Here is a 21,755-nt window from a genome sequence, read left to right as displayed (position 1 = left end):
TTGGAGGCGTTCAGAGGATTTCGGCGTAAGGGCAGGTGCTGGTGTGGCCTTCGTCGCCGGTGAAGGTCTCCGGCACCGTGTGCGGCTGCGGGATGTCCTCGGACTTGACCGGCGGGCGCGCGAGGTAGCTGCCGAGGTCGGCGAGGTGCCGGATTTCGGCGAGGGGGACCCGGCCGGAGCATTCAGGGCACGGGCCGAGGAGTTCGAATGCCTCGTCGTCGTAGATCGGAAAGCGCGCGAGGAAGACGTACTTCTCGTGCGTGTCGGGGCAGGTGGCGGTGGCCAGGACCGGCTCGGCCGGGGTACTGCGGCGGCGCTGCCAGTCCGGGGCCGTGGTGATCTGGTCCAGGCCGAGTCCGAGTGCGGCGGCCAGGCGTACGGCGGTGCGGGCGTGTTCCTCGCCCCGGTAGGGGCCGTGCGGGCTGACGGCGGTGTTGTGCCGAATGAACACTGCAGCGGCGTGGGCGCGTTCGGCGAGCGAGGTCATGATTCCGGTCTCCTTCGCAGTGGTGGTCGGTATCGGGTCGGGTGCCGCCCCGGGCCGTGCCGGGGCGGCACGGCGGGTCAGGGGTTGGTGGCGGCTAGGGCGGTGGTGGCGGCCTTGCCGATGGCGGTGGCGGCCTGGGCCGGGTCGGCCAGTTCCAGGAGGGTGGCGCCGGGCAGCGGGCGGGGGTCGGGTTCGAAGGCGAGCCACAACACCGCGCATCCCGCCGTGCGCAAGGCGCTGATGCGGTCGGCGGCGCGGGTGACTTCGTCGGGGCGGTAGTGGCCGTCGGAGGCGATCACCAGCAGGCGGCCCGTACCGGGTGTGGCGAGGTCCAGGGCTGCGGTCAGGGCGTCGGCGGCCTCCGCCAGACTGTGGCCGCCGCCGTCTGCGTCGAACTCGGTCACCCGGGCGGGGGCGCGGCCGGGTGCGGTGATCGCGGTCAGGGCGCGACGGTAGGCGATGGTTGCCGTGCGCGAGTCGGGGTCGGTCAGGGCGGCGGCTTTGGCGACGATCCAGGCGGCTGAGGCGATCGGGGATGCGGCGGCGTTCATGGAGCCGGAGACGTCGACCGCGATGCCGACCCGCAGAGGTGGTGTGGGGCCTTGGCGGCGCTGGGTGCGGACCCAGGGCTGTGCCGAGGGGATCGCGCCTGCCGCCTTCTGCGCGTCCCGGGCCAGAGCGCCGCGCATGTTCAGCCGCCCAGGCGGGACGGCTGAGGAGGTGACCGTGGTGGCGCGTTCCCGGTAGGCCGCCGCCCGCAACGCCCGAGCGAGTCGTCCGGCCGCAGCCTTCTCCCCGGCAGTGGGCGGGCGGGTCCCGGTCACCGGCGATGCGTCGCTGCGGTACTTGCTGCGCTGGCTTTCGGGAGTGAAGGGGCGTGCGCCAGGGGTGAAGACCTTGCTCGCGATCTCGGCCGCCTGCCGGGCGCGGGCGGCATGGGCGGCCTTCGCCCGGGCGCGGGAGGTCTGGGCGGCGTTGGCGCGCGCTTGGGCGGCTTGGCTGGCGGCTTCGTTTGCCGCCACCGCTGCGGTGACCTTGCCGATGACGTCGGCGAGTTCGCCCCTGCGGCCGGATCCGGACGGGTCGGGGGTGGGTTGCGGTGCGTCGGGGCTGGCTCCCAGGGCCTGGCACCATGCCTGGGCGTGGCTCATCATCGCCTGGGCGTCGTCATCGGAGGTGGCGTGGGCAGCCGTCCAGATCTGCGTGAGTGTGTCCAGGAGGTCGGGGCCGAGGATGGCGGTGACGGCGTCGTGCAGGGGCTGGGTTTCGTCGGGGTCGAGGATTCCGGCGTCCCGGCGGGCCAGGATCAGGCCCGCTGCCGCCCCGGCCTGCCAGGAGTCGGTGGGGTTCTGGGTGGTGAAGTCGGGCAGGACCAGGCTCTGCACGGCGGCCCGCAGGAAACTCCGGTCGCCTGGGCGTCGGGCCAGGTGTGCCTTCTCGACGCGGGCCTCTTCCAGGAGTTGGGCGGCCGTGTCCAGGGCGGTGCCGCGCAGGGCAGGTGGGGTGCTCCAGCGGCTGTGGGCGGCGTGCGCGGCCTCGTGGGTGAACGCTCCCCAGGCGACCGGATAGCGCGCCTCGTCCCCGACCTGGGTGGGGTGGATGGTGGCGGGCCTGAGCGGCGCGAACAGGCCTGCGTCGATTTCAAGTTGGGCGAGTGTCCGATAGAAGGCCGCCGGGGCGCCGGAGCGGGTGCCGTGATCGCAGGTGACGATCACGTCCTCGCGGCCTGCCAGTTCCGGCAGCCGCTCCCCGAGCGCGGCGGAGATCCGCAGCCACTGGGCGGCGTGCGGGCGGGGGGGCGCTTCGTAGGCGGGTCCGCCGTCGTCTTCCCAGCGGGTGAGGTCGTGTTCCGTCTCGGTCAGCGGGGGCGGTGCTGGCAGGAGGTGAGCGGGTGCGGGCATGGCTGATCGAGCCCCTTCCGGGAGGAGTTGGCAGGTGGTTTGGGTGCCGGGGGCCGGGTGAGTTGTGGCCCCCGGGTGTGGTGCGCGTTGGTCAGAGCTGGCGGCCCAGGGCGAGGGCGGTGACCGGGCGGCCGATGGCCTTGGTGACGATCTCGGCGACCGTGTCGCGGTCCTCCAGGGGCGCGATGCCGACCAGGTTGGCGAAGGCGGCCTCGGCGCCGAGCACGTCGGCGATCTTCTGGAAGGCGATCAGCTCCCGTAGCTGCGGGGCCCAGCCGACGTCTCCGGCCTGCTGGCTGGCCGCGAGGTGGCGGGCGATGCGTACCGCAGTGCGGTTGATCTTCAAGGCGGCGGCCAGGTCGTAGTCAGAGCCGACCTGGATCTGCACGCTGAACCGGCTGGCGAGCGCTTCGGTGAGGACTGCCCCGTGCACGCCGGGGTTGTGTCCGGAGATCACGTAGAAGCCGTCGGCGGCGGTGACCGTCTCGCCCTTGTGCGCCTTGACCTGGATCTGCCTGCGCCCGTCCATGGCCGGGTACAGGGCGGCCAGTACTTTCGGGGAGATGAGGGTGGCGTCGTCCAGGAGAAGGGCGCGGCCTTCCTGCATGGCGGTGACGAGGGGGCCGTAGATGAACTCGTAGCCCCCGCTGGCGTTTTGGGTGTATTCGCCGATCAGGTCGCCGACCGTGGTGTCGCCGTCTCCGGCCACCGTGATCAGGTCCGGGAAGGCCGCCTCGATCAGGGAGGTCTTCCCCGTGCCCGGGGGCCCGTACAGCAACACCGGCACCTGTGCCTGCCGCAGCCGCCGTAGTGCTTCAACATCGGGCAGCTGCGCCAGAGCCCTGGGGTGGTACTTCTGCCCGTTGGGGCGGGTGATGGGCTCCGGCCGCCCGCCCGGCGGCACAGGTACAGCGCTCTTCCCGGCCGACTGACGCGGCACCGAAGGAGTCGGGCTCGGTGCGGGCGGGGGGCCTGAGGCCTGCTGGGCCACGGCCCCGGTCAGTGAAGTCGCCCGGTAGGTACGGGGTTTGGAACCTGACCGCTCTGCCTCGCCCCGGCACACCAGCGTCTCGCACGCGTTGCCGACCGCTCCTCCCGAATGCCCCAGGGCCTTCGCTAGCTCCGTCACCGTGAACCCGACACTCGGGGTGGCGGCCAGGATCTGCGCGATCCTCGCCCGCAGCTCGCCCGGGCGGGCCTTGCCGACCGGGCCGGACAGCGACCCCGCCAAAGGCGTCGGCGCGCTCGGCGGCGCGGAGTCCGCCTGCCCGGATGCCGGGGCGGGAGCTTCGGGCGCGGGGGCGGATGCAGGTGCAGGCGCGGCAGGGCTCGTCATCGGTGAATTCCTTTCACTACCAGACCGGAAACCGGCTATTCGAATTCGGAAATGACCGCCATCAGGGCACACTCCACCCGTCATCCGTTTTCGGGCGGACCCCATTGGAGGGTTTTCCTTTCCCGGGCCCCCCGGGAACAATTCAAATATAGCTCGACCTGCACCCCACCTGAAGCGGGATTCCGGCTTGATAATGCTGGAATTCTCGTGAATTCACGACGGGATTTCAGGGGATTTCCCGCCGGTGCGATACAAAGCGTCGTGACCTGCGCCGCGTACGACCGATACGCAGGAACCCAACACGCCTGAAAATTCTGCTCGTTCGAGTACGCGTGCGGATCCAGGCCAGGCGGTGCGCCGCCTGGGTGGCCTTTTCGGTCAGGGCGGCCGGTGACGGGGAGGACGCCGGCCTGGGTGTGGGATTGGTGAAGTGGAGTAAGCGGACACCAGGCTGGTCGGTCGCTGGTGAGAGCAGCAGATGTGCCGGTGCCGGGAGGGGAGGCGCCGGGCAGCCGCAGGGTTGGAGATCGGGATGCTTTACTGCACCGATATACAGTCGCCCTCACCCGCCGGTGGCTCGCAGGGCCCCTGGGCTGCGTGTTCGAGGCCGGGTGGGGTGTCGTATCCAAGCGCGCACGCAGAAGCGACGGCGGATGCGCTAACGGATGCGACGGGGCGGACGCCATCGAGCCAGCGAGCCGACCGCCGAGGCAGGCAGGTCCGGTGGCCTGCTGTTTTATCGAGTCTGGCGGGTCCGGGGGGCGATGAGAGCTTGGGTGGCTGGCTCGGGTTCGAGGCCGAGTTCGGTGAGGTGCCTTGCCAGGCGGGTGTAGGTGTGCCGGGCCGTGTCGTGGCGTCCGGAGGCCTGGTAGAGGCGGATGGTGTGCTGGGCGAGACGTTCGTGGTCGGGGTGAATGGCGCCCAGGTGGTCCAGCAGCGTCAGCACGTCGTCCAGCTCGCGCGGTGTGGCGTGGGCGCGCTCAGCCTGGCGGGCCAGGCGGACGGCTGCGTCGGTGGCCTTCATGGCGAGGTGTTCGCGGACGGTGTCGGCCCAGAGGTAGTCGCCGCCCTGAGCAAAGGGGCCGCAGTAATGGGCCAGTGCGGCCCGCACGGCGGCCAGAGCATCACTCAGGCCCTCGCCGCTGTCGGAGGCGGGGAATGCCTCTCTGAGGCTGTGACTGAAATCAGCGAGATCTGTTTCTACGAGTTCCGGATGGAGTTTGTGGAGCTCTCCTTGAAGAAGGATGAATTCCTGTGCGGTGATTCCGGTCGCGGCGCGCAGGGCGCGTCTCACGGAGCGGCGGAGATTTTTCAGTGCGTTCTGGTCGCTGCCTGGGTCGAGGTGGAGTTTGTCGGCGATGTCGGAGGCGAGGAGTCCGGTGGGGTGGGCGGCGAGCAGAGCGAGGAATTCGTGGACTTCACCGCGCAGGTTGGTGCCGACGGGGTCTTGGTGACCACGGACGTAGAGGGTGACGGGGCCCAGGACGTGGAGACGTACGGGCTTGGCCTGAGCCGGCCGGCAGGTCTCGACTGGGTTCGCGTGCGCCGGTGTGCCCTTCGGCGGTGGCTCGGCCGGGGTGTCAGGTTGGTCGGCGCCAGGCTGGGGGCTGGGTGCAGGCAGGATGCGCAATGGCCTGCGCTGGCCGTGCGCGGTGAGGAGGACGTCGGTCACGTCGCGTGCGGCGTCGAGCGCAAGGTGGAACAGTCTCAGTGCGCCGGGGTGCTGACCGGGCGGTCCGGCAGGTGTGGCGGAGCCGTCGGCGTCGATGTGCCAGGCGGTGGCACCGGGCAGCGGGGCGCCCAGTGTGAGGACGATCAGCATCTCGGGTCTGCTGCGGGCGGCCAGGGCCTGCAGCTGTCCGGTGTGGGCGGCGTCCGGCACGGCGAGCAGGAGAAGGGTGCCCGGCTCGGTCTTCCGGGCCAAGTCGGCGCTCGCCTGCCCGGTCGTCGCGGGCATGGTGTCGTGTTCGTCGTGGGTGCGGGCGTGCGTGATCAGGTGCTGTTCGGCGGTTCGGATCGCCTCGTCGAGGTCGGCGCTCTGGCTGAGGACGGTGAACTGGGCGGGCAGTCCGGGCAGCAGACTCTCGGCCACGTCGTGGGGGACGACCGCCGTCACGTGCGCAGGGCTGGGGCGCCGGCGTTCGGCGGCGGTCAGGACACCGACCAGCAGGGCGCGTGCGGCACCCTCGGCACCCGGGCCGGTCCAGGCGCAGCCTCCAGGCACGGCCAGCTCATCAAGGGGGACTTCGGTGTCCTGCCGGACACCGATGGTGACCGTGCCTTTCGCGCGGGGCGGCTGAGGCGGGATACGGCGGGGAGCCAGGACGTCGGGATCCTCTGACTGGCGGAGCAGTGTGGCTGCGTGGGCCGCTTGGGCGGCCTTGTCCACCAGCGGGCTCAAGGAGGGGATCTCTGTCTCCTGGTCCGGGTCACGTCGGCGGTTTTGGTGCCAGTACCAATAGCGGCGTGCGGCCAGCAGGCCGGCCGCGGTGGTGATGCCGATCAGGCTCGCCTCCCCAAGACCGATCGTGGCCGGGCCTGTCTGCGCACCCGCCTTGTGAGCGGTGACCTCGTTGTGCCGGTCCGCGTGCGAGGGGGTGTGCTGGCCGCGGTCCTGCCGGCCGACGTCCTTGTCCTGGCTGAGAGTCGGCTGGGCCGACGGGTTCTCGGGGGGTTTCTTTGTGGGTGTGGTGTCCGGTGCTTGATGTGCCGGAGCGGGGGCAGATGTCGGCGGCAATGTGGCTTCACGGGGGACGGGGATGGTCAGGCGCCAGCCGGGCCGGATCAGGTCCGGGTCGGTAAGTCGGGCTCCGTCGCTTTGGACACGGTCCTTGTTCAGCGCGTAGATGCGCGGCCATGTGAGCGCGTCGCCCATATACGCATGAGCGATGTCCCACAGTGTGTCCCCCTCGATGACCGTGTACTCGATGTGCCGGACCGTTTCCGCGTCCCCGGGTGGCGTAACGCGTGCCGGGGCCGGGGGGAGTGCTGCCGCCGTTTCCTGGATCGGCATTGTCTCGGCCACAAGCACAGGCGCGGGGCGACGGGTCTGAGAGGGGAGCAGGGGTGCTGTCGCCACCGTGTGCGGCCGTGCCTCTCTCGGAGACGACTGCTGGCCGGTGAGCGTCTGAGGGCGACACAGGCCGATCAGGGCGACGACGAGGGTGCCGATGCACAACGCAGCCAGGGAGCCTTTCACCGAGAGGGCGGCCAGGTGCTCATGGTGTGTGTGCCGGTCGCGCAGCAGTTGCGGGAGATGGGTGGCGTACCAGACGGTCTCGCGGACCACGGTGTAGGCGAAGACGGCCCAGCACACCCAGCCGACCAGCGCCAGCAGGTCGATCACCATGGGGTCACTGACCGGCTGCGCCAACCGCTGCGCGAACTCGCTGAGGGAGGCAACGTGTTCGGGCCAGGGTAGGCCAGCGGCCCGCCACAGGACGTAGGGCATCCCGGCCAGCAGGGAGAGCGTGACGGCCAGAGTGCCGACGGCCGTGGCAGCCGCGGTCACGCGCTGGCGCAGCTGCGGAGGGTGGTACATCACCGGTTCGCTCTCCTCGGCCGGAACAGGGTGAACGGTCCTTACGGGGTGGTGCGTTCGGCGTGCGCGGTGCCGGTCGCGTGGACGGTGAGGGTGCGCAGGCCGATCAGTTGCAGGATCTGGGTGCGCTGGCGGTGGGTGACGTGGACGGTGACGGCTTCGCCTGTGACGGAGGCGGTGGCGCTGTCGCCGGTGGAGGCGGCATAGGCGCGGGCCGCCGCTGCGGCCTTGTCGCGTACGAGCCGGACCTCTTCTCCGCGCCGCAGCCGGCCGACGTCCAGTTGCTGGGCGCCAGTGCGTGCCGCCTCCTGTGCCACGTCCAGGGCTTGTGCCTTGCCCGTCAGGGCGAGCCCGCCGTCTACGACGATGCCGGCGAACAACCACAGCGCGGCGAAGACGCCGACGACGAACGCCGTGACCTGTCCCTGGTCATCCCCGGCCGCCCTCCGAACCCGGACCTGCGTCAGGTGCACGCGCATGCGTCGTTTCACGGGGTGCTCCGGAAGGTGTCGACGGCGGAGTAGGCGGTGTCGGCCAGCGGTACGTGGCCGGGGAGCCCGGTGTGGGTGAGAGTGCCCAGGTCGGCGGTGCAGGAGACTCGTGCCGTTACCGTGGCGCCCGGTGTGAGTCCGCCGGTGGCCAGGTGGACGCTCGGGCGGGTGCAGGAGGCTCCTGCCTCGCGCAGTGCCGCGCCGGCCGCCCGTTCTGCTTGGGTGCGGGCCTCTTTCTCGGTGCGGGCGAGGGATGCGGCGCGGGCGGCCTGGTGGGCGGCGTCGACCACGACCAGGCGGGCATCGGCGAGCAGCCCGAAGGCCACGACGACCAGGAACATCAGGACGAGCAGTGGCGTGATGAGCACCATCTCCACCGCTGCCGAACCCTGCTCTCTATGGCCTCGGGCACGGTGGGTCTGCTGGTTCACGGCTGGCCTCCGGTAGGGGTGGTGATCCTCTCCGTGGGGCCGGAGGCCGTACCGGAGGCGTGCAGCACCAGTCCGGGAATGGGCAGTACGCGCATCGCCGTCCCCTTCACTCGCACGGTGGTCTGGGTGGCGGTGCGCTCGGCGGTCACGGATGGCGCGGTCAGGACGCGGCTGCCCAGCGCGGCGAGGCTGCGCAGCGCCTGAGCCCGGCCGTCCCCCGCAGTGCCTCCCTGCGCGCGGGCAGTGGCCAGGGCCCGCTGGGCGGCGTACTGGGCGATGTGCCGTGCGTGCCAGACCAACGCGAACTGCACCACCAACAAGGCGGTCAGCAGCAGCGCCGGGACGACGAGCACCAGCTGGGTGCTTGCCGAGCCCTGGTCACTGTGCAGTCTGCGGCGGGACGTGGTCACGAACTAACCCAGGTCGATGCTGTTGGCCTTGGCGGTGACTTTGGCGACGATGATGCCTACGACGGTCAGGCCCAGGATCGCCAGCAGGGCGGTGACCACGATGGTCTCGGTGGTGTATCCCGCGTCCGAGCGAGCGTGCCGGCGCAGTTCGGCCCAGTGGGCGCGTACCAGGCGGATCAGGGTGTCGAGTGGGAACATCACGGTCTCTCTGTGGGGCTGGTGTGGCTGGTTGGTCAGGTGATCGACATGACGTGGGCGAGGGCCGGGTAGCCGATCAGCAGGAGGAACGCGGCGAACAGGCCGACCACGGGCAGCGACATCCGTTCGGTGGCGGCCTGGGCGGCTCCGTCGGCTTCCGCGATCCTGCGCCGCCGTATCGCCCGAGCCTTGGCCGCGAGCGAGGTCCGGATCTTGGCGCCCTCGCTGCCGGCCAGACTCAGCGTCGAGGCCAGCTCGGTGAGATCCGCCACGGCGAGGTGCCGTCCGAGATCGGCCAGGTGGGGCCAGGGGCTGGTGCGGGTGAGGTGTGCGACGTGCAGGGTGTGCCGGAGTCTCGCTGCCGCCCACCCTTGGGGCGCGTCCACGGCTTGGGCGAGAGCCTGCTGGATTCCTGCGCCGCCGGCGAGCGCGATCACGGTCAGGTCCAGGACGAGGCTGAGGGTGTGCCGCATCTCGCGGCGCCGCTGCTCGGCCTGCCGGTGTACGGCCAGGTCGGGGGCGAAGAACAGCACGACGGCCAAGGTGAGTGCGCCGGCTGACGGCGCCCACCAGCCCGCCTCGATACCGGCTCCCAGGCGCAGCACGAGCACCGCCGCCCAGGGGGCGCCGAGGCCAGCCGTCGCGCAGACCGCCTTGCCCGCCAGGTGGTGTTCCTCGTCGGTGCCGCAGACGGCAAGGTCCGCCCGCAGTGAGGGGGTGGGGAAACCGAGCGCGCGCACGAGGGGTACGGCGCGTCTGCCCAGCCGGGTGGCCCACTCCGCCTCACCTGTCTGTGAAACCGCGGGCGGTGCAGGTGTGTTGAGTGCGGTGAGGACGTCGGCCAGGACGGGCCGGGGTGGACGCAGTCCGTAGACGAGAGCGGTCGCTCCGGCGCCGAACAGCGCGCCGAGCAGCATGACGATCACCTGCTGCCTCCCGGTGCGGAACCTGCTGTGGTGCGGGGTGCGGTCGGGCTGATGAGGCGGACGGGTTCCTCGATGCTGCCGACCGCGGTCAGGTAGGCGAAGCTCACGGTGAACAGGACACCGACCAGGGCGAGCACGGCCTGTCCGGTCAGCGTGTCAAAGGGGTCCAGGTAGGGGCGGTTGAAGACCACGAGCCCCACCGTCATCCCCAGGGTGACGATGACCGTGACCCGTACTCCGGTGCGCACGCTCGCGCGTCCTGCGTCGATGCGCTGCCGCATGGCCACCTGCTCGCGCACCGACTCCGCCAGCTCCCCGAGGAGCGGAGCGAGGTGGCTTGCCTGCTGCTCGGCCGCCATCACCAGCGCGGCCACCACCACATCGGCCAGCGGGTCATCGACCTGTTCGGCGAGTGCCCGCAACGCAGCGGGCAGAGAATGTCCGGCGCGGACGGCGGCGGTCAGTTCCTTCATCTCGGGCTCCAGCACAGCGGGGGCGATGTCCGCGGTGGCCAGCAGGGCCTGTCCCAGACCAGCCGCAGCGGAGAGGGTGTCGCGCAGCATCTCCGTCCACGTGGCCAGCGCCTCCATCCGTTCCGTGCGCCGTGCAGCCTCCCGGTCCGGGCCCAGCAGCCCGGGAAGAGTGAGCACCGCTACTGTGGTCAGCACTGCCGCCACCGGCCACGTCGTCAACGCCCCGGCAACCAATCCGGCCATGACCGCGATGACCACGCGCCGTGTGGTCCAGTCGGCCGGCAGCCGTGCCACCAGCGCACGCCAGAGGCCGGTCCGCTGCTCGTGCCGGGCGCGCCGTACCGCGCCGTAGGCGATGGCCACCAGGCCGAGGCCGAAGACCGTCCCGCACAAAACCGCGATGCCGGTCCAGGCACCGGGGCCCACCAGGCTGTTCATCAGGCCGCTCCCCACCACTGGCCGGCGGCGTCCCGGGCATCAAGTCCGGCCGCGACGAGGTCGTTGAGGGTTTCGGTGCGTAGTGGAGTGGCGGGTACGGCGCGCCCGTCCGGGCCCGGGCGGTAGACCTCGTTGGAGACGATCTGCGCCCCGTCCGCGTCGACGACCTCGCGTACCGAGTCGATGACCCGACGCCCTGCCGTGTCCCAGCCCAGGTGGACGACGAAGTGGACCGCGGACGCCACCATCAGGTTCGTCGCCTCCAGCGTGAGGCGTTCGGGAGCCTGTGCGGCGTAGGAGGCGAGTTTGGTGAACACCCCACGCGAGGTGGAGGCATGGATCGTGGACAGGGACCCGTCGTTGCCCTGGCTCATGGCGTTGCACATCGGGATGACCTCGGCCCCGCGGATCTCCCCCACGATGACCCGGTCCGGGGACATACGCAGTCCCCACCGCACCAGTTCCGCCTGATCGATGCCGCCCTGCCCCTCGATGTTCGGCTCCCTGGCCTGCATGGCCACCACGTTCGGATGAGCCACCGGGTCGGTGTCGAGGCCGAGTTCGAAGGTGTCCTCGATCGTCACGAGCCGCTCTGCGGGCGGGATCTCGTGGGCGAAGGCCCGCAGGACGGTGGTCTTGCCGACATTGGTGCCGCCGCCGATCACGATGTTCTTACGTGCCCGCACCAGTGCTCGCAGGAACCCGGCGAGCTGCCCGTCACACACGCCCAGCCGCACCAGCTCCGCCATCGAGGCTGCGGGAAAGCGATGGCGGCGGATCGTCAGCGACACCCGGCCCGTCACCGCCATCACGGCGAACAACCGGGACCCGTCCGGCAGCTGCAGGTTCAGGCGGGGCATGCCCCGGTCGAAGCGGCGCTCCTCCCCACCGGTACGGGCGGCGAGTGTGCGGACCAGTTCCACCAGTTCCTCATCCGAGGCGGCTACCGGTGCTTCACGGTGCCATGCGCCTGCCGCGTCCTTGATCCACACCGCATCGCAGCCGTTGACGCAGATGTTCTCGATTCGCTCGTCGGCCAGCAGCCGCTCCAGGCGGCCCGTGCCGAACAGCTCGTCCTTGACCGCCTGCGCGATCCGCTCCTCCGCCTCGGCATCGATCACCGGGGCGCCCTGGGCGAGCGCCAGGCGGCGCTGTTCGCCCAGTTCCTGGGCCAGCACCAGCCCTACGGTGGCCCGCCGCGCCGATTCGTCCTCCGCCGGCAATCCTGCCGACTCGCGCTCGCCCGCGTACTGGGCCAGCCGGGCCGATACACGCTGCCGCACCAGCTGCGCCAGCGCCCGCTCACCACGACCGGGAATCATCCCCGGTGCCACCAGCTGCTCGCTCACCATCCGCTTTCCTCGACTCCCGGTACCTGAATCAGGCCGCTCCAGATGGGCTCCATCACAACCTCACGGCCGCCCTCCAGCACGCGCCCACGATCCGCGTCTGCCGCCCTGGTCTCGTCCGTGGGCGGCGCGGCCAGCCGACGGGCCAGTGTCCGTACGGAGGTCATCAGCGGTGGCGGCCGGAAGCCCGATGCACGCAGCGCGCCTTGCTTGGAGCTGTTCATCGCGGCCACGCTCTTGATGTCCCACGGCAGGAAGACCACCGACTCGATCCCCAGCGTGTGTGCGATCTCCTCAGGCGGATACGGACACGGCCCGATCACGGCAAGCGACACCCGCCCCGCAGATGCGTAGGCATCCACGCCGTACGCGGACACATGGGTCAGCGGCTCCGCGCCTCCCCGAGCCACCAGCACGATGCGGTCAGCGGCTTCGAGAAGCGGCTCGACGTCCTCGCCGAGGCGCCCCACGTCCAGCAGGACAGTGCCCCGGTCGTGTTCGTCTCCCAGCAGCACGCGCCGCCCAGCCTCACCCGCCAGCAGCCGCACCGCCTCCCGGCATGGCCCACGGCCCGGCACCGCAACCACCGCCCGTACCCGGCAAGGCAATTCGCTCGCCGCTCCCAGCAAGGAACCCGGGTACGGCTGCCTCGCCGCCGCCGCGACATCCAGCAACGAGGGAGCCGACGGCAGACCGAAGCGGATCATCAGATCACCACCGGAGGAATCCGCCTCCACCAGCACCGGCCGCACCCCGCCATCCGCCTCCGACGGCCACACGGCGGCAAGAGCCAGCACCGTCGTCGTCACCCCCGGCGCCCCCGTCACCGACCCCACGACGATCAGACGCCTCATGGAGCCTCACGCCCTTCCGCGGGAAGCACCACCACACGCGGATGCTCCAGCTGCGCCGCCCGCCGCGCCGCCGCGGTCTCCACCAGCACCGAGACCACACGCGGCCCGCCCGCCGACTCCGGCTCCCTAACCCCCGTCACCGTCCCCGCCACCGTCGATGCCGCCTGCTCCTCGTCACCCGTCAGCGCGGTGCCGGCCGGCCCGGGAAGGACAGCGACGCGCTCCCCGCGAGCGAGATCCGGTGGCGCACCGCCAGGCTCGACGGCAAGCGCCACCTGCGAGAATCCCTTCGGCGGAAAGACAGCACTCAGGCCCACCTGGCCGGGAGCCAGCAGCGACCCGGCGACCAACGGCACCCTCGCCTGCCGTCCCAGCACCCTGGCCCGGTCCGTGACGGGCACCACGCCCGTCTCCGCCGCCACCTTCACCACACGCAGGTCGCCCGGCTTGAGCACCTGTCCGGCCGGCACATCGCGGGCAAGCACCAGAACCTGCGCTCGCTCCCCCATCGTCTGCGCGACCAGGGTGAAGCCGACCGCCGAGACGACCACCGCGCCCACCCCTGCCCACACCCAGCCCACCCTGCGCCGCCGGGCGCCCGTCACCGCCGGCTGCTGCTCCGGTCCGGACCGACGTGCTCCCGGCACCCGCGCTCCGCCGCCCTTGAGACCCGGAGAAGACATGGAGGTACCCACAACTCACCTCACGATCAGAAGAGTTCCAACATCCACCAGCCCAGCCCAGCCCAACGCCAGGGCCGCGCCCGCGCTCCGATCCGTCAGCGCGTCACAACGGTCTGCACCTCATCCACCACCAGCCGCCGCTGCGCGGCCATCACCAGCCCCGGCACAACCCCGGCCTTCCCGCCCCCATGCCACTCGACATCCCATGTCACCTGCACCGACACCCTGTAAGCCCGGCCCGGCGCGGACAGCGAAGCCCGCTGATAGGTGTAACCACAGTCCGGCGACGACGCCTTGGGACTGTAAGCGTCCGAATACGGCGTCCCCGGCCCCCGGCACACCACCTGGCCACCCTCCCCCATCGACCACACCGCCGTCCGCGGCCGAGCCGTCGCCTTCACACTCACGCCCTCCACAGCGGCCGACGCCGACACCGGCCCCCACGTTGACCGCTCCACCCACATCCAGGTCGGCACGTGAACGACCTGGACGTAGTCTTCGCCAGGGCTTGTGTGAATCACCGGCTTGGGCAAACGCAGCCGCCTGACGGCCTGTTGGGCAACCTCTTGCACGGAGACCTGCGGGCTACCCGGGTCAGCAGGTTTCTTCTTGTCCCCTTTGTCTCCATCGAACCGCGGCAGGATGCCCATCCCATTGCCCAGGTCGTACTCCCAGCCGTCGGAAACAACCGTCGGCGTCACAACGGGCGCGCCATGCCCTCCCCCACCGTCGAGGCCACCGTCGCCACTCCTTCGCACAGGCACTGCCGCATTGGTGCGTCGCGACGGAATCGTGCGGGAAGCATTCAGGTCGCACCCATCCCCCGCACATTTCACGTCGGCGCCGATACCGAATCCGTCTCCCGCCGAAGCCCTCGGCGCCCATAACAGACCGGTCCCGACAGCAGTCAAAGCGAGCACCGTCGGCACAACCACGGCGCCACGGCTCACGCGCTGCACGTCCCCACCTCGCCGATGTACAGCGACTCGACCAGCCAGCGGTCACCGTGCTTCTGAACCGTCGCATCCACTCGATGATGCCCACCAGGCATGTCGTCCTTGAGCGAACCGTCCTTGGTGTACTGCAGCCAACGGCTGCCGTCAGCGCAGTCCTGAATGACGACGGTTGCGGGCCCGGCCTTCGTGACCACCGGTGCGAAGGTCGGTTGCCCCTTCGTCACCAGTCCCTGCTTCGCGTCCTCCCGCATCATGTGGCGCACGAGCTGCAACGCGCCGCCCTCGGCGTGGTCATTCAGCTGCGGATTCTCGGCATCCGATGTACGAGCAGCGATCATCGTGTCGTTCCACATGGCCCGGTAGGCCGCGACTGCATCACTCCCGGCAGACGTGGAAGTGGTTGCGGGCCGACTCGAATCAGCCGCCGCGGGCGGCGAAGGAGCACCATTGGCTGAGCTACACGCAACAGTCGCCAGTAACAGACCCGTGACCACTGCGCTCTGCGCCACCAGAAACACCTTCGTCCACCGTCGTGTCTTCACCATCCCCACCTTCCGTCACCTATTACACCCGGACGACAACCGTCAGTGACCAGATGCGACTGGAGGTACCCGGTGCCGCTCCGACCAATCACGACGGGAGGGTGAATTCCACCCCGATTTCGACCCGTTACTTCCGAGGCGTTCCGCTTCGATAACCCACTTCCCCACCAAAAAGTGGTGCTCGTCGCTCGAATGAGCGACGAGCACCACTTTCAAAGGCTCATCCGCCTGCCCGATAAACCACCCGCCTCAACTCATGGCCACAGCCCCAGAGCGCTACGAAGTTTTGTGCCGGTCACCGCGAGCGGACGGGACCGTGAACCACGCCGCCTTCGTCCGCCTTTGCCCTCGGAATCCCCATGCACCCTCGGTGAGTTGATGCACGATGTGCAGGCCCCGCCCGTGCTCGGACAGCAGCGTGCACAGCGCTTCCAGGCCGCCCCCGCGGTTCTCCTCGGCAGGGGTGTACGGCGGCGTTGCGGGGAATTCAGGGACCTCTGGGATGCGCGGATCGTGGTCCTCGACTTCGCAGATGATCCCCGTATCGGTGCGGCGCAGGCGCATCTCGTACGGGCCGACGGCGTGCGTGGTGGCGTTGGTGACGAATTCCGAGACGGCCAGCACCGCATCGCTGATCACCTCGCCGTCGTAGCCGAGCTGATCGAGGGCACACCGCAGCGTGGCGCGAGCCCGGGCTGCAGCGTCGGGAGTACAGCTGGTCCAGCGCAACAGAACACACATGGTGGTGCCCGTGGCGCCGTGGGCGGTCATCGCCGTCCTCCCCGGGCCGCGTGACGCCCGCGCATGACGCGGCGGTGACGGCCAGGGCCCGGGCGGGCGCAGTCACGCGCTTCCCGCAGCGCGAACGGGCCTGCTGCCGTCGCAAACGGCAGCAGCAGCACAGCGGTGAATAGAATCGGCGCCACGGCAGAACCTCCCGGTGATCGCGACTGTGTCGCGACCACCACACCGTGGTCCTCCGAAGAGCGGAATACCCCTCTCACCAGGTCTTTCGAGTACTTCGACGACGGCCCAAGCGGGGGTGCTGGAGCCTCTGAGCGGTCCTGACTCATTCCCGGAAAGCAGAACCGGAATCGCCCCGGCCGAGGCATGGCCGGGGCGACAGAGGTGGGGCTGGGTCGGTTCAGAGCGATGGCAGGTCGACGAGCTTGGCGAGGAGGTCTGCATTGGCAGCGACGTCATGCCCGAGGACCATGGCGTGGTGCGGCAGCGCCGCCAGTCTGTGCGCGACCTCGTGCCGAGATTCCTCGCTGCCGCCTCCGTCGACACGGACCAGGTCGAAGACGTCCGGGTAGCGGTCTTCGGTCGCCCCGCTCATGAAGTCGCTGTCGTCCAGGCCTCGGGCCTCTCCCTTCGCGGCGGGAGCAGCCCCGGCGAGGATGTGCGGGAAGAGAAGGGCGGCAGCCTCTCCCCCGGCGGCCAGCGGAATGTTGAACCAGCTGCCGAACTGGTCGGGGAAGACCTGGGCCTTCAGCTCTTTCCCGCCGTCCCACAATGGCGTCCGGGCACCCGCGAGGAGTGCTCGGCTCACGCGCGGGTCCTGTGTGGGGTGCAGGGCCTCGCCGGCCTGCAGCCTCTCCCGCACCATGTCGAACCAGTTGAGGGCGTCGAGCAGCCCGAGGCCGATGGCGGCGGCCGACGGCCATGGCAGAACGTCCACTCCGTCGCGGTCGTCGGGGCGGACGAACACGCGGTCGTTGGCCAGCAGCCCCCACCCGTGCCGTGCGGCCAGTGCCAGCGCGGTGGTGGTCTTGCCCGCACCCTTCCTGCCGAATGTCAGGGCCACGCGGCCGCCCTGGACGACTGCCGAAGCGTGCAGCACGCACCAGCCGGCCCGCAGCAGTACGCCGCGCACCATCTCCCGGGCCAGGCGAGCCGTGGCCGTTGCCACCGTCTCGGTGTCGCAGCCATAGATCGTCAGCGTCCCCGAGGCGGGCTCGGACCGGTAGGCCAGCAGTTCCCCCGGGGAGACGGCCCTGACGGCGCCGGCCGCGGCGTCCCGGGCTACCAGAGTCTGGGCCTTGGCGTAGGTAGTGCTCGTGTGCGGAGCCTGGGTGACCGCCAGGGACGCCTCGCCGTAGGCGTCTTCGTCGACCTCGGCGACCACGAGCGGCCCCTCGCAGACGCTCTCGGGCTTCGCGTCGACCGCGTTCCACCACGGTCCGAAGTACCGGGTGGACCAGTCGGTGACAGCTTTGTCGGCGGACAGGACGGTCACGGCCGCTTCGGCGGCTTGCAGTCGGGTGGCGTAGCTGGTCACGGATTCCTCACTGATGGAGAGCAGTTGGACAGGGCGTCGCACACGGCCTGGTAGGCGGTGCGAAGTTTGTTGCGGGCGAGGTGCAGCTGCCGCTGCTCGTCCTCGTCCAATGACGGCATGCACGGCCGCGGCAGGCCGACGGAGAACCGGAGCGGGACACCGAGGTAGCCGCCCCCGTGCAAGGTGGACAGTTCGACCAGCCCGTCGGTAAGGCCGAGGGCCAGGCGCAGTGCGGACACCACGGCCCCGGCAGGCCCGGACCGGGTGCGGCCGATGCCGGCGTTGATCCGGCCCGGCCGCCGCGCGAGTTCCTCCCGTATCTGCTCGACCGGGACGGTGACCGGCCTGCCGTGGACGGTGGTGGAGGAGACGCACACCACGGCGTTGTCCCCGTGCTCGCCGATGACGTGCCCCTGAACCGCGTCCACGGGCACGTCCATGAGCCGGGCAAGGGTGTGCCGGTAGCGGGCGGTGTCGAGGCTGGAGCCGATCCCGAACACTCGCGGGCATCCTGACTGCTCGGCGAACAACCTCGTCATGAGATCCACCGGGTTGGTGACCATCAGCACCGTGCCGGTGTAGTGGCTCAGCTCGCGGGCCAGCCCGGTGATCACACGCGCATTGGCGTGCAGGCCGCCCATACGGATGTCGCTGCTGCGCGGGTTCGTGAACTGAGCCCGTACGGCGATCACGACGGCGTCGCAGTCCCACAGCCGGGGCACCTCGATGGCGTACGGGACGACCGGCGAACCGATCGCCGAGCGCATGTCGTCCAGGTCTGCCGCCAGCGCCGCGGCTTGCTCGACCACACGGGAAGAGATGAGCAGCTGGTCACACAGCCCAGCGAGGATCAACGTCGCGCCGACGGCTTGACCGACCGCCCCGGCGCCAACCACGCCGATGCGCAGGCCCGGTCGCTTCATGAGGCCACCGCCAGGGCAGCGTCCAGGGCGCCTTCCCATGTGCCGCACACTGCCGTGCCGCTCTCCAGGTCGGCACTTATCGACTCCACCATCGAGAAGACCGGCACAGCCCGGCCGATCAGCGCCGCACCGACACGGGGCAGAGGCAGCGCCGAGGGCGCGGACAGATACGTGGTCATGATGTTCACGGTGTCCATCGGCCACAGCGTCATCAGGTTCTGCAGCCAGAGGCGCCGGTCCCTGCCGGACAGCATCGAGACCTGCGACTTCACGAAGTCATCCAGGCCGTACAGCACTTGATGCGCAGTCGGCGCTCCCGGTCGGCGGGCAGCGAGGGTCAGCACCGTACGGCTGATCAGCTTCGCGATGTCTACCATGCGGCTCGCCCGCAGCAGCCCCGGATCCAGGAACATGGGCCGCCCATCGGCGCCATACGGGAATACCACGTGATCAGGCTTGAGGTCCCCGTAGGCGAGGGACGTGCCGTCCGCCGAGGGCAGGCGCATACGTAGTCGTCGTAGACGACTCACGGAACGATGGACCAGTCGTAGGACCTCCTGTCGCTGCTCAGCCTCGCATCGCTCCGAATCGAGCCGGTCGGCGTAGAGCGTCCCGGACAAGCCGTTGAACTTGCGGAGGAACGTGCCCGGGATGCTTCGCTCCTCGATCACGCTGGCGGTCGGCAGCCGGCGGACGGCACCTGGGCGGTGCAGCGGTCGCAGCTCGGCGAAGGTACGGTCGAGCAGAACCCGGGTGTCACCTGGCCGTTCCAAAAGCAGCTCGCCCAACGTCAGGCCAGGCGCTGGTTCGGTGAAGATCACGCCGCTGCTCAGCCCGACCAGCGGACAGACCCTCGGGCCGCCCAGCTCGGTCAGCAGCCGCAACTGCGCGGCCTCGCGCTGGAGCAGCCCGTTCGGCTGCTCCTCGTACGCACGCTGAGCTCGCTGCACTTCGTGCCAGGGGCCGTACACCCCACGCAGCAGCGACACCAGGGAAACGCCGAGCAGCGATGTCTTCGCGTACAACGTGCGCTCGCCGACGCGGGCGCGGTGCACGTAGCCGGTGACGCTGGGGATGTGCCTCTGCAGACATACGGGCTCGCCGGGCCATATCTCGGCGGCGGCTCGATGGATCCGCGCGGCCTCGTGCACGAAGACGTCCGCGACGCGGGGCGGCGCGAGGCGAAGGGACGGGCAGGCAACGGTGTTGATGGTCACGGACGCCTCCTATGGCTGCGTCTATCCGTGCGGGGCCGCACTCCAGTCGGAGAGCGGGCCTCCCTCCCCAACGGGGTAACGAGGAGGGAGGGGTCGGTGGGTCGTCCCGGGCAGTGCGCGGACGGGACGCGGGTCATGGAGCGCGTACATGGTCCCCGGTCAGGGGCGGGACGGTGGTGTGCCGGCTACACCCCCAGGCTTCCTGTCCGGTCCAGCCATCAGTGCGGGCCGGAATCCAGTCCGGCGTCATTGATAGAGACCACCGAGACAAGACGCTGTCGAGGTGACTCGCCAGAAAGTGCCGCCGACCCCGGCCTCGGTTTCGGCGAGGCAGCCGGCGCTCAGGTGGTTGAAGCGTGCAGCCTGCACTTCTGAACCGGTCCGACTCACCGCCGCTACCCGCCGGCGATCAGTACGCCGAGCCAGGCTGCGAGCGCCACCACGATGAGCACGTAGATGATCTGCGCTGTCGGGGTGGCGAACACGCGCATCTCGGGGGCGGGGCCGAAGTCGGCGAGAACGTCGGACGTCGCGACGTCGGCCCAGACACGTTTGCCCCAGGGAAGGCGGACGATCCCCCACTCCTGCGAAACGGCGTCGACGAGCGCCAAGCCCCGGCCGGTGACGTTCTCAGCGCACGAGATACCGATCACCGGCAGCACCCGGCTCTTGTCGGTCACGGCAACCCTTACGCCCCCGTGAGCAAGACGCCGAATCGTCAGCCTGAACCCCCAATGGCGCGCATGCCGGACGGCGTTGGAGGCCAGCTCCGAAACGACCAGCTCGGCCGCGTCCGCCACGTCTGGCAAGTCCCAGTCCACCACGGCCTCACGGACCAGCCGCCGTGCGATGGGCACTGACGCGCCCACCCGCGGGAAGCAAGCTGACATCACTGTCGCCCCGTCCTCAGCCACCATTGCTCGCCAACGCGGGGCACAGTCAGACTTGCGCCGCGGCAACGTGTCAGTCACCGGATCACACCTCGCCATTGGCAGCTGTGACGCTCATAAACCCCCTGGAGCGCACGGCAGGACAGCGCCAGATCTTCGGCCTGTGTGGCGGCCTCCCGATCAGTGGACGGCGGTTCGGAAGACAGGAGCTGTCGCACCCGGCCGAGAAGCCACCGCACTGTCTGCCGATCAGCGGGGTTCGCCTCCGCGATGACCGGCTCGATCCAGCGGGCCAGGTCCTCCAGGTACGTCTCCAGCTCTGTGATCGCCGGTTCCAATTGTGCTCGCCGTGGCACCTGTTCCGGCAGGTCGCGTGTCAGGTGCAGGATTTCGTCCCGTACCTGGCGGACGCGGTCCAGATCGAGGCGCGGGGGCCCGCTCAAAGAGTGCTGCGGGTTCGGGACCGTGTCCGACATCCGGTAGCGGCCATAGGAGACGAGTTGCGACACCGCCTTTCCGCTCCCCAGAGCCCCCAGCTCGCGCATCGGCACTGCCCAGCACGAGGTGGTACGGCCTGGGAGCCCGACCATGTCCGGCCGAGGCACTCCCAACAGGTGTCCGTCCCCCAGGCACTCCGTGCCCGGTACCTTCCAGTCCTTGACCGTGTCCGGCTCGCACAGGACGAACAGCCACTGCCCGAGTTGGGACCGGATGACCGGCGCCCGGAGCAGTGCCCCCGCCAGGTAGGCGTCCACCTCGTCCGGAGTGGTGCAACCCGCGGCAGCCTCAGCCACGTCCAACGGAACGCAGATCGCGCAGAACCGAGTGCCGCATCGCAGTACGGCTGCCCCTTGCGTTTCCCACTCGGTGCGAACCCGGTCGGCGTCCGACACGGCCGCCGGCAACAGCCAGTTCTCCACGTCGAGTAACCCCTCGCCCTTCGAGGGAACACGATTCCGGCCCAAGTCCTCCCGGGCCTCACCGGCTGACGCCGACACGACCTCTCTGACCTTCATTGACGCGCTTCTGGTCACGATGCTGCCTCTGCCCAATCGGGGATGACCTCGGTGAGTGCGATGAACAGGGCGCCTTCGTCGGTCAGCCGGAGGGTGCCGCCCCGTGGCGGCACAAGCCAGTACGTTCCCGGCGGCGTCTGCCGCGCAGCCGGTGGCAGCTCGAAGTACGTCATCACGCTGATCGCTGGTGCCTGCGGCCATTTCGCTGCCGAACCGGCCTGAACGAAGAAGCACACGCTCGGCATGGTGGACGGGTCGATCGCCACAGCTCCGGGAGTGTGCATCCGAGCCAGAGCCTGCAGACCGTAGTAACGGTCGACCCGGATCGCCTCCCATCCCTCCCGCGCCAGGTCAGGCAGGCAAGGAAGGATGCACGAACGCTCTGTCGTCACGGTGCGCCCCATCTCGTCGC

At 70.1% G+C, this 21,755-nt stretch carries 22 protein-coding genes; all 22 read right to left on the bottom strand.

The window, feature by feature from the left end; all coding sequences use genetic code 11:
- Positions 1-10: 10 nt before the first annotated feature.
- The gene (locus ADK64_RS22530) at positions 11-487 is read right to left on the bottom strand and encodes a hypothetical protein (protein ID WP_053661647.1); all 477 of its coding nucleotides are present in this window, start codon (positions 485-487) and stop codon (positions 11-13) included.
- 77 nt (positions 488-564) lie between these two features.
- Positions 565-2,388, bottom strand: coding sequence for a VWA domain-containing protein (locus ADK64_RS22525; protein ID WP_053661646.1), 1,824 nt, complete (start codon positions 2,386-2,388; stop codon positions 565-567).
- 91 nt (positions 2,389-2,479) lie between these two features.
- Positions 2,480-3,559 carry an AAA family ATPase gene (locus tag ADK64_RS22520; RefSeq protein ID WP_199829691.1) on the bottom strand — a complete coding sequence of 360 codons (1,080 nt, stop codon included), beginning with the start codon at positions 3,557-3,559 and terminating at the stop codon, positions 2,480-2,482.
- Positions 3,560-4,460: 901 nt separating this feature from the next.
- Positions 4,461-7,265, bottom strand: coding sequence for a BTAD domain-containing putative transcriptional regulator (locus ADK64_RS22515; RefSeq protein ID WP_053661644.1), 2,805 nt, complete (start codon positions 7,263-7,265; stop codon positions 4,461-4,463).
- A gap of 41 nt (positions 7,266-7,306) precedes the next feature.
- Positions 7,307-7,756, bottom strand: coding sequence for a TadE/TadG family type IV pilus assembly protein (locus ADK64_RS22510; protein ID WP_234384678.1), 450 nt, complete (start codon positions 7,754-7,756; stop codon positions 7,307-7,309).
- Positions 7,753-8,133, bottom strand: coding sequence for a TadE/TadG family type IV pilus assembly protein (locus tag ADK64_RS22505; protein WP_053661642.1), 381 nt, complete (start codon positions 8,131-8,133; stop codon positions 7,753-7,755). The genes ADK64_RS22510 and ADK64_RS22505 overlap by 4 nt, the downstream gene beginning before the upstream one ends.
- A gap of 50 nt (positions 8,134-8,183) precedes the next feature.
- Entirely contained in the window at positions 8,184-8,597 is a 414-nt protein-coding gene (locus ADK64_RS22500; protein WP_053661641.1) for a TadE/TadG family type IV pilus assembly protein, read from the bottom strand.
- 3 nt (positions 8,598-8,600) lie between these two features.
- Positions 8,601-8,795, bottom strand: a complete 195-nt coding sequence (locus ADK64_RS22495) for a hypothetical protein (RefSeq protein ID WP_053661640.1) — start codon at positions 8,793-8,795, stop codon at positions 8,601-8,603.
- 35 nt (positions 8,796-8,830) lie between these two features.
- The gene (locus tag ADK64_RS22490) at positions 8,831-9,721 is read right to left on the bottom strand and encodes a type II secretion system F family protein (RefSeq protein ID WP_078992784.1); all 891 of its coding nucleotides are present in this window, start codon (positions 9,719-9,721) and stop codon (positions 8,831-8,833) included.
- Positions 9,718-10,632: a type II secretion system F family protein gene (locus ADK64_RS22485; protein WP_063789937.1), complete on the bottom strand. Its 915-nt coding sequence runs from the start codon at positions 10,630-10,632 to the stop codon at positions 9,718-9,720. The genes ADK64_RS22490 and ADK64_RS22485 overlap by 4 nt, the downstream gene beginning before the upstream one ends.
- A complete protein-coding gene (locus ADK64_RS22480; protein ID WP_053661638.1) occupies positions 10,632-11,984 on the bottom strand; it encodes a CpaF family protein in 1,353 nt (450 codons plus the stop codon). Before ADK64_RS22480 ends, ADK64_RS22485 begins: the two co-directional genes overlap by 1 nt.
- A complete protein-coding gene (locus ADK64_RS22475; RefSeq protein ID WP_234384677.1) occupies positions 11,978-12,835 on the bottom strand; it encodes a hypothetical protein in 858 nt (285 codons plus the stop codon). Before ADK64_RS22475 ends, ADK64_RS22480 begins: the two co-directional genes overlap by 7 nt.
- The gene (locus ADK64_RS22470) at positions 12,832-13,386 is read right to left on the bottom strand and encodes an SAF domain-containing protein (RefSeq protein WP_234384679.1); all 555 of its coding nucleotides are present in this window, start codon (positions 13,384-13,386) and stop codon (positions 12,832-12,834) included. Before ADK64_RS22470 ends, ADK64_RS22475 begins: the two co-directional genes overlap by 4 nt.
- Before the next feature lie 227 nt (positions 13,387-13,613).
- On the bottom strand, positions 13,614-14,477 hold the full coding sequence (locus tag ADK64_RS47480) for a hypothetical protein (protein ID WP_234384676.1): 864 nt from the start codon (positions 14,475-14,477) through the stop codon (positions 13,614-13,616).
- The gene (locus ADK64_RS22460) at positions 14,465-14,827 is read right to left on the bottom strand and encodes a hypothetical protein (RefSeq protein WP_053661637.1); all 363 of its coding nucleotides are present in this window, start codon (positions 14,825-14,827) and stop codon (positions 14,465-14,467) included. Before ADK64_RS22460 ends, ADK64_RS47480 begins: the two co-directional genes overlap by 13 nt.
- Before the next feature lie 465 nt (positions 14,828-15,292).
- Positions 15,293-15,787, bottom strand: a complete 495-nt coding sequence (locus ADK64_RS22455; RefSeq protein ID WP_078992783.1) for an ATP-binding protein — start codon at positions 15,785-15,787, stop codon at positions 15,293-15,295.
- Positions 15,788-16,160: 373 nt separating this feature from the next.
- Positions 16,161-17,297, bottom strand: a complete 1,137-nt coding sequence (locus ADK64_RS22450) for a hypothetical protein (RefSeq protein WP_078992782.1) — start codon at positions 17,295-17,297, stop codon at positions 16,161-16,163.
- Positions 17,294-18,220, bottom strand: coding sequence for a lactate/malate family dehydrogenase (locus ADK64_RS22445; RefSeq protein WP_053661636.1), 927 nt, complete (start codon positions 18,218-18,220; stop codon positions 17,294-17,296). The genes ADK64_RS22450 and ADK64_RS22445 overlap by 4 nt, the downstream gene beginning before the upstream one ends.
- Positions 18,217-19,437, bottom strand: coding sequence for a hypothetical protein (locus ADK64_RS22440; protein WP_234384675.1), 1,221 nt, complete (start codon positions 19,435-19,437; stop codon positions 18,217-18,219). Before ADK64_RS22440 ends, ADK64_RS22445 begins: the two co-directional genes overlap by 4 nt.
- A gap of 395 nt (positions 19,438-19,832) precedes the next feature.
- Complete coding sequence (locus ADK64_RS22435) at positions 19,833-20,294, bottom strand: ATP-binding protein (protein WP_199829688.1); 462 nt, start codon at positions 20,292-20,294, stop codon at positions 19,833-19,835.
- A gap of 110 nt (positions 20,295-20,404) precedes the next feature.
- Positions 20,405-21,247 (bottom strand): DUF6415 family natural product biosynthesis protein, encoded by an 843-nt coding sequence (locus ADK64_RS22430; protein WP_159046318.1) that lies wholly within the window; start codon positions 21,245-21,247, stop codon positions 20,405-20,407.
- Between the two features lie 110 nt (positions 21,248-21,357).
- Complete coding sequence (locus tag ADK64_RS22425) at positions 21,358-21,735, bottom strand: hypothetical protein (RefSeq protein WP_159046317.1); 378 nt, start codon at positions 21,733-21,735, stop codon at positions 21,358-21,360.
- Positions 21,736-21,755 lie beyond the last annotated feature (20 nt).

Origin of the sequence: Streptomyces sp. MMG1121 (assembly GCF_001280015.1) — a bacterium.
Classification (GTDB): Bacteria; Actinomycetota; Actinomycetes; order Streptomycetales; family Streptomycetaceae; genus Streptomyces.
The sequence above is the reverse complement of the archived record's forward strand: the minus strand, read 5'-3'. Positions and strand labels throughout refer to the sequence as shown.